This is a genomic window from Paenibacillus sp. UASWS1643, from assembly GCF_008693195.1.
Classification (GTDB): domain Bacteria; phylum Bacillota; class Bacilli; order Paenibacillales; family Paenibacillaceae; genus Paenibacillus; species Paenibacillus amylolyticus_B.
In genome coordinates this window covers 428,010-442,143 of sequence record NZ_VXKZ01000114.1, presented here as the reverse complement: position 1 = coordinate 442,143, position 14,134 = coordinate 428,010, and the positions used below count along the sequence as shown (strand labels likewise).

The following is a 14,134-nucleotide window of genomic DNA, read 5'->3' as shown; positions in this document are numbered from 1 at the left end:
GGTTTTTGTTTTTTTACCCACAACGGGGAGGGCGCGGGGGAGGCAGACTATCATTGTAGTGATGGTTTTTCCGTTAGTAAAGGGAATTCAGAAAACCTGGAGACAACAGCGATCAGAAGAACGATCCGTAACCGGAACGGCTACCTGGTGGCACAGTGAGTACTTATGGTTGTTCAGCTATGGGAGCGAGCATATGTGAATAATGAGTTCCATGTGAATCATTATCATTTAGATGCACGGATGATAGTCTGGCAGGGTATAATAAGAGAAGATGACTGTTCATTACAAGTTGATGTAAGAAGAGATGACAATCGCAGACAGGTTTTACTTTTCGAAACCACAGATGTTGTGTATAATCACTCAAAATAGAGACAGTCGGCTAGGAGTGATCCCCATGCAATGGAACGATCTGAGAGAACATAGACAATATCCTGAATTAACCAAATTGGATGGATCTCGTGCAGCATATGAACGGGACTATTCGAGACTCATTCATTCACCGACCTTCCGTCGGTTACAGGGCAAATCGCAGGTGTTTGGCGCAGGAACGGGTGATTATTATCGTACTCGTTTGACCCATTCCCTGGAGGTGGCGCAGATTGCACGAGAGGCTGCCCGCAGCCTGATTCGTCGTTTTCCCGAAGTGGACTGGGACCGTGCGGATAACCCCGGCCTTATTATTGATTCAGAAGTGGTGGAGTGTGCTGCAATCGCACATGATTTTGGTCACCCGCCGTTTGGACATAAAGGTGAAGAAGTATTGGATGGTATTCTGGATGACCTCATCAACACCGAAGCTAAGAAAATCATGAAAAAAAGCCGCAGCGCCAAAGTTCCCAAGGTCGAGTCTGAAGTCCGTGCCGAGTTAAAACGGAAATACGAGCATTTTGAAGGCAATGCGCACAACTTCCGTCTCATAATGCACTTGGAGAAACGTGAAGATATCGACGGACTGAACCTGTCCGATGCGGTATTACTAGGAATCAACAAGTATCCGTACCCCGGGACAGAGAGCAAGAAAGGCATGTATCATCATGAGTGGCAATATATTCGTGAGATCCGTGATCGTTGGAACGTGCCGGCAGGCAAGAAGACGCTGGAAGCACAGCTGATGGATCTCTGCGACGATATTGCGTACTCCTCACATGACCTGGAGGATGGCATCAAAGCAGGCAAAATTGAAGTACATGAACATTTCCTGCAAGATCCACATGTGAATCGACTGATTGTGGATAAGATTACAACGCTGGAGGATCTGTTCTGGAACGGATGGACTCGAGAAGCGATTGGGAAAAAAGTAGAAGAGGTCCTCGCTTCGTTCCTGCGCATCTGGAATGAGAAGATGCCGTTCTGTGAGCATGATTACTCGCGTACCCGCCGTGAGGTGAAGGCCTACTGGGTGAGCTTTTTTGTAGGCAGCCTGGGCGTTATTGACGACGGCGACTGGAAGAAGGTCACCTTTGTCCGTGAAGGGGCTGAAGACCTTGATATGTTGCGTACGGTGAGTGTGCTCAAGAGTTTTGCCTGGGTGACGATGATTCGTGACCTGCGTGTGCAACGGCTACAGAAGCGAAGTGAATGGATGATTAAGCGATTATGGGATGCATTTCTTGATCCGGAAACGTCCAAATCCATTATTCCATCTGACTGGCTGCAGCGTTATGAGAAGGATCAGGCAAAAGCCCAGCCGATCTGGACTTGGGAACACATGGTGATCGATTATATCGCAGGAATGACGGATGCATTTGCCGAGAAAATATATAATGAACTCTACGGTCTGAAGGTGGGTTCGATCTACGATCTGGATTAAAATTAACCGATATAAAGGGAGATGAGACGCGTGGCTAAGCGAATGAGTGAGACGTTCAGTCTGGGCGTACTTGACCTAGTGCCAAGGTTAAACGATGCCACAGCGGAACAGGCACTTCAACAATCGGTTACACTTGCGCAACATGCCGAGTCTTGGGGATACGCCCGATACTGGACATCAGAGCATCATGATATGGCTGAACTGGCATCGGCCTCTCCCGAAGTACTGTTATCGCACATCGGAGCAAGGACAACAACGATCCAACTTGGCTCTGGTGCGGTCTTGTTGCCGCATTATAGCCCACTCAAGGTTGCGGAGTCGTTCCGCCTGCTGGCTGCGCTCTATCCGGGGCGCATTGAGCTTGGGCTCGGACGTGCTCCTGGCGGTGGACCTCATGCCACGATGGCACTCAGTGGCAATTACTTGCAGCATGTGTCCAAGCTGCCCGAATCACTTGCAGCACTCACAGAATTGCTCGAAGACCGCTACATGTACGAGGATCATTCCGTGACAGCTCGTCCGATTCCCAAGCTTCCGTTATCACTCTGGATGTTGGGAACTAACGTGAAGAGTGCAGAATTTGCGGCACGGTTTGGCATGGGATATGTATTTGGTCAATTCATGAGTGATGCCGATGGTACAGAGGCTGTAAGGCGATACCGGGAAGGATTTATTCCTAGTGCAACTATGAAGGAGCCTGAGGTTATGGTGGCAGTCAGCGTATTGTGTGCCGAGTCGGAGACGGATGCTATGGCCTGGAGTCGTGACATGATGGAGAGACGCGAGACAAATGGGAAAGAACGTTCAACTGAGCCGAATTCAAGTGGTATCACGATCTCTAACACGAATGATGCAGCCGTTATTGATCATAATGAATCGGTGCGGCACTATGCAGGTACAGCTGAGCAGGTATGGGCGCGATTGCAACAGGTGAGTAGCAGGTTGGATACGGAGAGGTTGCTTCTGGTTACGGCAGGACCAGATTATAAGCGCAGGTTGGATTCATATCGATTGCTGGCTGAGCATAAGACAGCAATACTGAACTAGGCTGATCGCTTTATGATTTTAGCCGTTGAAATCCGAACAAACCGAAGAGCTGCAGATCGGGACTTTACCGTATGCTGCAGCTCTTCGGTTTGAACTTTGTCAAGATTCAACAATCTTTTACAAAACCAAGCATCTTAATGACAAAATAATGTTATAATACTTTACGTCTATTTTCCTATCGATATAATATAGATAAGTTCTTTTGACAAGAGGTCAAAAGAAGGGGAAAACAATGACAAACGCACCTGCATTCGGGATGACCGAAGAGGTCAAGGGGGAAATCATATGTTCAGCAGATTCAAGATCAAGAGTATTGGTCTGCGTATCAGCATCGCGTTCTACTTGTTAATCCTCTGTTTAATTGTTTTGAGTGTCACGATTGTCACCCGGATGAATTCAATTGAAACCAATACCAATGAAATTACGAACAATTGGATGCCATCAATCCAGCAAATTAATCGGTTAAATTATACCACAGAGCGTGTCCTGTCACTAAGTTATCGTCACTTTGACGCGGAAGAAACAGACAAGGCATTTTTGTCAGAAGAGCGTACCAAGTATATTCGTGAAACGACGCAGGCGATTAAAATCTATGATCAGCAGGAGAAGTCTGCGGAAGAGCTCGAACACTGGACTGCGTTCAAGAACAAATGGGAAGCATATCTCAAGATTAATACGCAATCTATTAAGCTGAGTGATGAGGGTCAGACACAGCTGGCGAAGGAAGTAGCTGATAAAGGTGCTGATTCCTTCGACACCATGCAAGTCGATCTCGATTATCTCGTGGAATACAATCAGGAACAGTCCAATCTGGCGGCGACCCAAACGATCAGATCGGTGCAGGATGGTAGGTTAATCATCATTATCGGTGTTCTTGTCATGATTGTCATTACAGCGATCAGCATTCCGATTATTCGTTCACAGGTCGTGAAACCACTGCTACGTGTCATTAGTGCGGTGAAACTGATTGCAGAAGGCCAACTGAATGTTCAGGACATACATACCAAACATGAGGATGAGGTCGGTGTTCTGGCCAAAGCGGTGAATGACATGAAAGGTAACCTGACTTCCATGGTTCTGAGCGTCAGAAGAATTGCGCAAGCTGTCAATCTGCAAAGTGGGGAACTGGCGATATCCTCAGAAGAGGTTAAGATTGGTAGTCGCCAAATTGCTGTGACCATGGAAGAGTCAGCCAAGGCCGCGGAGAGCCAGGCAGAGACAGCCGTGGAATCAGCCCGTACGGTTGAAGTGTTGAATGATCACATTCAGAATCATACGGAACAAGGCAGTCAGCTACGCGTCATGTCGGATCTTGTACTGGAGCAAGGGCTGAATGGCCGCAAGGCGATGGAACAGTCGGTGCAGCAGATGCAACAGATTTCCGGTTCGGTCTCGGCTTCCATGAACAAGATGGAACGGTTGAATCGTAAAAATGAAGATATTTCCAAGCTGGTTCAGGTCATTCATGACATTGCACGTCAAACCAATCTGCTGGCATTGAATGCCTCCATTGAAGCAGCACGTGCGGGAGAGAGTGGACGCGGATTCGCTGTAGTTGCATCAGAAGTGCGGAAGTTATCTGAGGCTGTGCAGACTTCGGTTGAAGAGATCACAGCGATTACCGAGGATATTCAGCAGGAGTCACAAGGGGTAGTTGCGGAATTACGTACGGGCGTTCAGGAGACCGAACTGGGTCAGGAACATGTGATTGCTTCAGGACAACTCTTCCGTACAATTAACGAATCGGTGGAAGGCATGGTTGGTGTCATCAGCACGATGACAGATGGACTGGCAGGCATGCAGGAAGCAAGCGGACGAATGAATGATTTCAGTCAGCAGATTTCCGCTGTTTCGGAACAATCGGCAGCGAGTGTGGAAGAAGTTTCTGCATCGGCGGAAGAGCAAGTAAGTTCCATGGAAACGATTAGCGGCAACATTCAAAGTCTGAAAGAATTATCGGAAGATTTGCTTACATCCATTGAAAAATTAAAAATATAACCTTCTTCTTATAATAGAAGAAGCTGGAATCAAGCAGGCGGCGATTGGTGAGAAATCAGTATGATATATGAGCTGTTGGCCTATAACGTTTGCCAGCAAGAATGATTAGGATTCAATGTTATAATCTCAAAATTAAAGTAAGGCGTTCCTCAACAATGGGAACGCCTTATTTTTTTTCTTTCCAAATAGATACGTGCAAGGAAATGGATAGTTGTCTAGGAGCCTAACATTGTATACAATGACTACCTGAAGCAAACGTATGAGTTGTATTTGATATGTCTTCAATGAGCTTACTATTTATATAGAAGAAACATGATTAATGAAGGAAGGAGAGGGGGATTTTGCCTGATGAAACACTTGGTATTTACGCTACTTCTGGGAAACACCTCTACACCTTTGCTTGCCACGAGAACGAGCAAGAATTATGCATGCTGGAACTGAATACGCTGCTTGAACCGAGTTTGGAGATCTGTATGGATATGGGGTCGTATGTGTGGTCGGAACGATGTATTCCACCTGGACGCAGTCCTTTTATCCATGGCAGACTGGACGTGATCGGCGAAGGGGATGCCATGACTGATTTGCTTCCTCTTGCCAGAGATATTCATCTGTTGCCTGAAGAGACATTTAAGGTGGTTTGTCTGAAAGAAGGGGACCATACCCCTGATTATGCACAGTCTCGTCAACTGGAAAAAGAAGTTGGTATGTGTATTAAAGGCAAGGCACAGATGAAACAACCTAAGGTGACTTTCGGCCTAATCCGAACAGGAGAAAAATGGATCTTGGGCCAGTGGACAGAAGCAGATCGATCATGGCAGATTCACCGGCAGAAGCCGCAAAATTACTCAACTGGATTTGGCATCACGCTCGCCAGAGCGCTGGTTAATATTGCTGTTCCGAGAGTAGAAAACCATCTTTTGCTTGATCCATGCTGCGGTATGGGAACGGTTGTGATTGAGGCTTTATCCATGGGAATTGATGCAAAAGGTAACGATCTCAATCCGCTGGCTGTCCGAGGTGCACGTATCAATCTGCCGCATTATGGATATGATTCGGATCGAATCACACTGGGGGATATGAATGAACTGCAAGATTTGTATGATGCAGCAATTCTGGACATGCCCTATAACCTCTGCTCTGTACTTCCGGATGCTGAGCAACGAGCCATGCTGGAGAGTTTGCGCAGATTGGCAAAACGGGCGGTGATTGTTTCCACAGAGTGGGTAGAAGAGCACTTGTTGGAAGCGGGATGGGCTGTAAAAGAGTACCGAACAGTACACAAAGGCACGTTTATGCGTCATATTTGGCTTTGTATGTAAGCGTAAAAAACAAAAAAATCTACCTTAGGGAAATTTCCAGAGGTAGATTTTTTTATTGCTTACATATCCATTGAACTAACCGTTTACACTAGAACGTAGAGGACAGAAATATTTCTTTAGTTCAATGTAGATCGTTGATCTGATTTGCACAATATTGCATGGGAACGGGTGTTTGTGTTAATATTTATGACTATAATCCACAAGGTTCAACGGCAGGGTATCGCCAGCGACGTAAGCTTCCAGATTTTTGACGAAAATATCGACTGCTCGATCCGCGTATTGCTCTGTACTTCCTGCGATATGAGGCGTAATTAACACGTTATCCATGCCCCATAGCGGGTGGTCTGCTGGAAGTGGTTCTTCTTCGAACACGTCCAGTGCGGCGAAAGCAACTTGGCCGTTTTGGAGTGCATTCAACAACGCTTCCGTTTTCACACTGGGGCCACGGCCCACATTGACGAAGCAGGCACCGGATCGGAACTGCTCAAATGCAGTTTGATCATATATATGTTTGGTTTCATCGGTTAGCGGTAAAATGTTAATTACATAATCGCCCTGGCTCAAGGCTTCATGTAAACCAGTCATATCGTACATCTGGTCCACATTGGGGACATCCTTACCTGAGCGGCGAACTCCGATCGTGCGCATGCCGAGTGCTTTGAGAATACGGGCTGTTTCCGTACCAATCTCACCTACACCCACGATGACTGCTGTTTTGCCATGCAGTTCCGGCAGTGGTTTGGCAGGAGCTTTCCATTCGGCCTGCTGTTGATGCAGCATAGCTTGTCTCAGCCAGCGACTGTGGGATAACATCATGCCCAGAATAATTTCGGTGATTGGAATCGCGTGAACTCCATTTGCACTAGTGACCTGAACGTTCTTTTGTTGCAGATCTGCGAAGGGGAGATTGTCCACACCAGCAGACCAGACCTGAACCCATTTCAACAGGCTGTCCTGTTTCAATGCATGTTCTGTGACGAGTGGGGACCAGCCGAGAATAATCTCAGCTTCTTTCAACTCAGCGGGGTCCAATTCCTTGGCTTTTCCGAATTTCAGGGTGTATCCCGGTGCAGCATTCTGAATGCGTTGTTGCTGTTCTTCGGATAGAGATGGAAAACATACAATTTTACCCATAATGTGTGGTCCTCCTGAGATAAATAGTTTGATGAGTTTGATAATTAAAGTGTATCAGATTTGGTGTTGGATGTGCATTAAGGTGGGAAATGCAGGAATCTAGCCTTATTTGCAAATGGTTATATTTGTGTCACTCTATACTTACCCAACTTGAAACGATATGTATAGTTATGAAATAATAGAGCGAACTTTAGAGAGGTGTATGCAATGAATAACCAATCACATCAGGATCATTCCTCCCGACGGGAAAGATTGTTTGTAGCCATTCGTCTTCCTGTTGCTGTTCAGCAGTCTCTTCAGATGGATGCGAGGCTTGTACAGAACAAGCTGGATTTTCGTAAATGGACAGATCATAGAGATTATCATATAACCTTGCAATTTCTGGGGGATACGTTAGTTAGTGACATCGGACACCTGCGAAAAGCATTGCGCTCAGCAACAAGCGGATTCCAGCCGTTTGAACTTCAGCTTTCCGACTGGGGCACATTTGGGCTTGAAGAAGCACCTAAGGTGCTATGGAAAGGTGTTAGCGGAGAGATAGAGCGCTTGTTTTCATTGCAAAAACAAATCGTGCAGGCGACTTCGCCCCTTGGGTATGAAGCTGAATTAAGACCTTATGCTCCCCACATTACCATTGCCAGAAAATATCTGGGACAGGTTCCAGGTAATGAGAACAAAGGGGTATCTGGAGTGCTTCCGGAACATTCCACAGGTGCTAATTCATGGATGGTGGAGGACATTGTACTTTATGTGACAAGGCTGGGGCAATCGCCAATGTATGAGGTCGTGGATACGTACTCTTTTTCCTGATAATCATTTTTATGCCATAAAATCACATTGACATAACGTTTATCCCTATGTAATATTAGCCATCGTTATTCAAATTCTTTTTTTTGGGTTACTTAGTTAAGGGAATTGTTTCGACAGGAGGAATCTTCGAATGAACATTATAAGCAAAAATCGTTGGGTAGCACCGATGTTATCAGTGCTGCTTGTATGTATAGTGGGGGTAAATGTCGTTCAGGCGACGGGGAAGTGGAATGAAGCTAGTGATAGTAAACAGATGACCGAACTTGCGGCTTCTGGGCAAAATAACCAAACATCTACGCAGGAAGAGAGGCGCATGATGGAAGATGGGACAAGTCTGTCCTCTAATCTGTCTGCCCAAACCGTAGCGTGGACTGAATCTCTGCCAGCGAAGAACTGGCTTACGACTGCTCAAGAAGAGCAGGAAATGCAAGAAGCCAAGGCCAAGAACAAAGCTAGAGCGGTAGCTGCGGCCAAAGCCAAAAAAGAAGCTGCACTGAAATTGGCCAAAGTGAAACGTGCCAAAGAAGTCGCTGCTGCAACAACTCCCCCCCAAAAACTATACTTTACACGGACCAAACTTCTGAACCAGGAAGACTCGAAACTTGCAACCTGGTCATACAGTGTGTCCGATAAAGAACTGCATCTGCTGCAAAAAATCGTTATGGCAGAAGCGGAAGGTGAACCGTACGAAGGCAAAGTGGCAGTTGCCAATGTTGTCTTAAACCGGCTGCGGTCAGCCAATTTTCCCGATACCATTTACAAGGTCATCTATCAAAAATCCCAGTTTAGTCCTGTAGCGAACGGACGTATGAAACGTGTGGTTCCCAACGAGGACAGCATCAAAGCAGTGAATGCTGCGTTGAACGGGAAGAAGGAAGTTGCCGATGATACGTATTATTTCTTATCATTGACGCTTGCCGACGATCTGACAGTTGCTCGCTCGCAGAAAAAAGTAAAAACGATCGGTCATCATACTTTTTACAAGTAATCGACCCGTAAATTCTGCAAACAGGCAGGGTAGTTAACTGTGTGTACATCACACGGCCCTTGAAAAAGCCTGAATCGTAGTTTTATTTCGTTATTTAAAATATGGTTATACTCTAAATTACCCTTTTTTCTGCCAAATCATACGGTGGAATTCGTGAAAATAAAAGAAGGTTCCCTTCCAAAAATTCGGAAGGGAACCTTCTTTGTATATTGTGAGCAATTGTCTCGTCCTCTATAACACCTCATGAGAGCTATTCTATAGGCCCATAGAGACGTCAGAATGGTATTCTGGTACCTGACAAGGACGTGGCAGCGATTCCGGCTGAGAAGCGTTCCAAGGAGGTTGTTGTGACCTCGGGTGTAGTTGGGAACAATAAGTTATGAACAGCTTGAGCACAGCACTTCGGATCATAGGCCGACTGGTTACCTGAAATATGCGCTACGTTCAGCGGGCTTTCAGTTTGAGCAGGTGCCTGCTCAACTAGTTGTCTGAAACGATTGGTAATCACGTCGGCAGAGTGAATGACCTGGCCGTATCCGGCTTGTACAAAGTATTCACAGTTCTCTTCCTCTTGACCTGCAATCGGAGGAATAAATAACATCGGTAGACCCTTGGCCAGCGCTTCAGTGCATGTCATGCCACCTGGCTTCGTAATGAGCACATCGGATACATCCATCAGTTTGCTTACTTCTCGTGTATATCCCAGAATACGAATATTCGGATGCTGGAAGCAAGGCATTTCCTTCATTTTTGCAATCATTTTTTCATTGCTTCCCAGACAGAAGACCAATTGAACACGATCTGCCCAAGACGTGAGAGCTTTCATATGATCCTCATCAAACGAAAGTCCCCATCCGCCACCCATAAGTAGCGCTGTAGGCATGTTCTGAAGCCCCATCTCTTCCCGTAGCTTCACCTTATCTCCAGCTTCCCAGAAGTCTGGATGCACAGGGATTCCCGTGATCTGAATATGGGAGGGATCGACACCTCGGATCTCAAGCAATGCTTTGACCTGAGGGGTAGAGACCAGATATTTGTTCACTTCCGGATTAATCCATGTTCCGTGCACGTCATAATCCGTCACAACCGTATAGAGCGGGATATTCAGACCCTGGCGTTTGAGCCGGGAGATGACAGCATTCGGAAAAGGATGGGTACAGATCACCGCATCGGGTTTCAGTTGGGATACGACCTGTGCCGTCTGTGTATAGAAAATTCGGTGCAACGCCAGCTTGGTAAAACCATTTAATGATTTATTGTACTGTGTGCGGTACAACAGGCTGACCAGTTTGGGTTGAACCGATAGTGTCTTTCGATATGCAGAGAAAATTAGTGGAGCTACCGTTGGGTTCAAAAATTTGCCTAGTTCAATGACACGACTGTGAACATGTGGACTGACTTTTTTGATGCCATGTGCCAGCGCATGAGCGGCCTGAGTGTGACCGGTACCGAAACCTTCCGATAATAAGAGCACTCTTGGTTTTCGCATGAGTTCACCTTTATTCATAAGTTTTAATTCAAAAAGAAAATATTCATCGTTTATTCTAGCTATGGAATGCGTTACTACATGAATATACATTGGAGCACAAAATCATGTTTCTTCTATGAATATTTACACCATATATCTTACAATGAGACAACTTAAACTTCATTATATACACGTATTATCTGAGTCATCTTACACTATAGACGACGACAGAAGGAGTTTCCACTGCATTTCGGTTAAAAAATATTAACACAATTTTTAAAATGTTAGGGTTGCAATCTTATTTCGAAGGTGGTATTGTAGTTTTTGACCGGATGACTGAATTGTATTTTTGGTCATTTATATAGAACGTTTAAACAATAAATCAGCATAAAGGAGGGATACGATGGCTCCGATTGACAGGAGACAGCAGGTTATTCATGCAGCAGCCCAGTCGTTTGCCATGTTTGGATACAAAGCAACGACGATGGATCAGGTCGCCAAGATTGCGAACGTTGGCAAAGGAACGATCTATACGTTTTTCACCAATAAGGAACAATTGTTTGATCAGATCCTGGTAGAAGTGATTCAGGAAATGAAAAACATCGCGCATCGTGAAGTACATCAGGAAAGTGCATTTTTCGATAATCTGTTTCGGGTACTGGATGCATTGTTAGAGTTTCGTCGTGATCACGATCTGCTTGTTAAGTTATCTCAGGAGCTGAAGGACTTTGGAACGCTGCAGGCCAAGGAAGGATTGGACAAGGTGGAGAAAGTAATCTCCGACTTTCTGGCTAAGGAGCTTGAGAAAGCAAAAGACAATGGAGAGATCCGAGATTGTGATCCGCAAGTCGTCGCATTTATGATGATTCGCCTGTACATTGCACTCACTTCAGACTGGAGCAAACAACATCAACCGCTGAGCAAAGAGGAAATTAAGACTTACTTTCGCCTTTTCTTAATGGAAGGAATTGCTGCTATAACGTAATCCGAATTTAATCTACTATAATATAAGGATTTTTACGCGTATCAAGCAGTGAGGCTTGTCAGAAGACAGGTTGTTTTTTTGTCCTAAAGTGACCATTTGGGGAAAGTGGTCAGTTCGTGTTTCAGTATGTTTTCTGGAATGCGACATTGTATTTCATTATGGTTATTCCTGCTCATGGAGCAGAGAGATTAAGGGGAGAAAATGACATGAAATCTTTATCCGTGTTTTTCAAGGATGTGGGATCGGCCGTGAGAAACCCGAAGGTGTTGATCCCTGTTATTGCAATTATGTTTATACCGATCCTGTATAGTGGCATCTATCTGGCGGCCTATTGGGACCCGTATGGTCATGTGGACGAGATGCCGGTTGCCGTTGTCAATCTGGATAAAGGCGCTGAGCTGGAGGGCAAATCCCTCCATGTGGGTAGTGATCTGGTGGATGAGCTGAAGAAAAATGCCGATTTCAAATGGGATTTTGTCAGTGCGAGTCAAGCCAAAGAAGGCATGAGTAATGACAAATATTATATGCAAATTACGATACCGGAGAACTTCTCATCCCAAGCAACAACATTGCTCGATGACAAGCCGGAGCCAGCTGATCTGATCTATGAACCGAATGGCAATTACAGCTTTGTCGGTGCACAGATCGGTAAGACCGCTATTAAGGACCTGAAAGCAAAAGTCTCAGCCAAAGTAACGGAATCCTATGCAGAGACATTACTCGACAAGTTCTCTGAAGTATCAGATGGCTTGGCTGAGGCAGGCGATGGGGCAGGTGAACTGAATACCGGCGCAGGCAAACTGGATGATGGTGCTGTTAAGCTCAAGGATAACCTGGCGAAGCTTGCATCAGGAACGCTTGAACTTCAGGAAGGACTTTCTCCATTAAGTGATGGTGTTAACGCGCTGCATACAGGGGCAACCAAGCTTGAAAGTGGAACATCGAATCTTGTATCCGGTCTGCAACAGCTTCAGGCAGCTGCTTCGAGCCAGCTTCAAAGCGGAGCAGATCAGTTGAAGGATGGCAGCGCCAAGTTGGAAACCGGACTCCAGTCTTCACTGGATGGCACAAGTAAGTTACAGGCTGGCCTGAAATCGTCAGAACAGGGCAGTGCGAAGCTGTCGGATGGTCTGCAAAGTGCCGTTCAGGGCAGCGGCACACTGGCAACAGGCCTGCAATCGGCTGTAGATGGCAGTGGTAAGGTTGCTGATGGTGCACAGGGCGTAGCGGCCGGATTGAAACAGCTTGCTGCATCGAACCCCGAACTGGCCGAAAATGCGGATGTACAGAAGCTGCTTGCAGCAAGTGAGGCTGTCGCTGACGGCAGTGCACAACTGCATGAGAGCGAGCAGAAACTTGCGCAGGGTGCAGATCAACTGCATCAGGGCAACCAGCAGCTGGCTGCGGGGGCAGCCGAGCTTCATGGAGGTCAGGAACAACTCCTTGCTGGTGCGAACCAACTGGTGGATGGTCAGCAGCAATTACTGGCTGGTGCCGGACAGCTTAGTCAAGGAGGAGCGAAACTCTCCGATGGTCTGAAGCAGTTCAGCGGCAAGTTGGGTGATGCTGCAAGTGGCGGTACATTGCTTGCAGATGGTGCCAAGCAGCTGGGCTCAGGGACAACAGCTTTGCAAACGGGTGTAGGTAAACTCAGTGGTGGCGTTAATTCACTAACTGATGGTTCCAAGCAACTGGGTGATGGCGCGGGCAAACTGGCTGACGGTCTTACCGAGCTAAAAGATGGCTCAAGTGAACTGGCAACCAAGCTGAATGATGCCGCTCGGAAAACATCCGAAGTTAAGAAAACGGATGATGTGGTGAACATGTTCGCTGAACCTGTAAACTCCTCGGAGAACACAGCAGAGAACGTGAGCAATTATGGTACAGGATTGACACCGTTCTTCCTGTCGATTGGTCTGTTTGTGGGATCGTTGATTTCCACGATTGTATTGAAAATGCGGGAAACGTCCGTACCTGGTGTAACAGGCTGGAATCGTTTTGTCAGCCGGACACTGGTATTTGGCTCCGTGAGTATTTTCCAATCGGTTATTGTGGCAAGTTTCATGTTATATGGTCTTGGACTGGAGACGCACAGCGTAGGGCTGTTCTACCTGTTTACCATTATTACGGGGCTGACCTTCATGTTGATCGTTCAGGCACTTGTAACCTGGCTGGATCTGCCTGGACGTTATGTTGTCATTCTGCTTCTGGTCTTCCAGCTTGCGGCTAGTGCAGGGACCTTCCCTGTAGAACTGATTCCATCATGGCTTCAAGCATTTAGTCCTTGGTTGCCAATGACACACAGCATTATGGGCTTCAAAGCCGTGGTATCGAGTGGTAATCTGGATGTGATGTGGCATCAGGCAGGAATTCTTAGTATCTATGCAGGTGTATCCATCCTGCTGACGCTTGCTTACTTCCTTTGGAATGGCAGACGTCCGAAAAAAGAAGTCGAACAGGCTGATTCTGGTCAAGTTGTGACGGCATAAGTCGAACCTGATCTTCAGCAGGGTCATATTTTTGAAAAAAAACTTTATTTTCTTGTAGTGAAATTATGCAATATAGTAGTCAAATA

General features: G+C 46.3%; 10 protein-coding genes. 8 read left to right on the top strand and 2 right to left on the bottom strand.

The annotated features are described in order from the left end of the window. The first annotated feature begins 394 nt into the window (after positions 1–394). From FE296_RS24305 to FE296_RS24290, 4 genes are all read left to right on the top strand, one after another. The gene (locus FE296_RS24305; RefSeq protein WP_150366618.1) at positions 395–1,810 is read left to right on the top strand and encodes a deoxyguanosinetriphosphate triphosphohydrolase family protein; all 1,416 of its coding nucleotides are present in this window, start codon (positions 395–397) and stop codon (positions 1,808–1,810) included. Positions 1,811–1,831: 21 nt separating this feature from the next. Further along, on the top strand, positions 1,832–2,857 hold the full coding sequence (locus FE296_RS24300) for an MsnO8 family LLM class oxidoreductase (protein WP_190945517.1): 1,026 nt from the start codon (positions 1,832–1,834) through the stop codon (positions 2,855–2,857). Between the two features lie 285 nt (positions 2,858–3,142). After that, the gene (locus FE296_RS24295; protein WP_150366617.1) at positions 3,143–4,855 is read left to right on the top strand and encodes a methyl-accepting chemotaxis protein; all 1,713 of its coding nucleotides are present in this window, start codon (positions 3,143–3,145) and stop codon (positions 4,853–4,855) included. Between the two features lie 341 nt (positions 4,856–5,196). Continuing rightward, entirely contained in the window at positions 5,197–6,174 is a 978-nt protein-coding gene (locus tag FE296_RS24290) for a TRM11 family SAM-dependent methyltransferase (RefSeq protein WP_150366616.1), read from the top strand. Positions 6,175–6,351: 177 nt separating this feature from the next. On the opposite strand, the gene FE296_RS24285 is transcribed toward FE296_RS24290, so the two are convergent. Continuing rightward, positions 6,352–7,308: a D-2-hydroxyacid dehydrogenase gene (locus FE296_RS24285; RefSeq protein WP_124117049.1), complete on the bottom strand. Its 957-nt coding sequence runs from the start codon at positions 7,306–7,308 to the stop codon at positions 6,352–6,354. A gap of 207 nt (positions 7,309–7,515) precedes the next feature. On the opposite strand from FE296_RS24285, the gene thpR reads away from it, so the two are divergent. Both thpR and FE296_RS24275 read left to right on the top strand, forming a co-directional pair. After that, complete coding sequence (gene thpR / locus FE296_RS24280) at positions 7,516–8,118, top strand: RNA 2',3'-cyclic phosphodiesterase (protein ID WP_150366615.1); 603 nt, start codon at positions 7,516–7,518, stop codon at positions 8,116–8,118. Positions 8,119–8,248: 130 nt separating this feature from the next. Further along, positions 8,249–9,106, top strand: coding sequence for a cell wall hydrolase (locus FE296_RS24275; protein WP_124117047.1), 858 nt, complete (start codon positions 8,249–8,251; stop codon positions 9,104–9,106). A 274-nt stretch (positions 9,107–9,380) separates the two neighbouring features. On the opposite strand, the gene FE296_RS24270 is transcribed toward FE296_RS24275, so the two are convergent. Then, on the bottom strand, positions 9,381–10,595 hold the full coding sequence (locus tag FE296_RS24270; RefSeq protein WP_124117376.1) for an MGDG synthase family glycosyltransferase: 1,215 nt from the start codon (positions 10,593–10,595) through the stop codon (positions 9,381–9,383). 382 nt (positions 10,596–10,977) lie between these two features. Here FE296_RS24270 and FE296_RS24265 point away from each other — a divergent pair, with 382 nt between their 5' ends. Then, a complete protein-coding gene (locus FE296_RS24265; protein WP_076209603.1) occupies positions 10,978–11,559 on the top strand; it encodes a TetR/AcrR family transcriptional regulator in 582 nt (193 codons plus the stop codon). 206 nt (positions 11,560–11,765) lie between these two features. Beyond that, positions 11,766–14,048: a YhgE/Pip domain-containing protein gene (locus tag FE296_RS24260; protein WP_150366614.1), complete on the top strand. Its 2,283-nt coding sequence runs from the start codon at positions 11,766–11,768 to the stop codon at positions 14,046–14,048. The last annotated feature ends 86 nt before the right edge of the window (positions 14,049–14,134 follow it).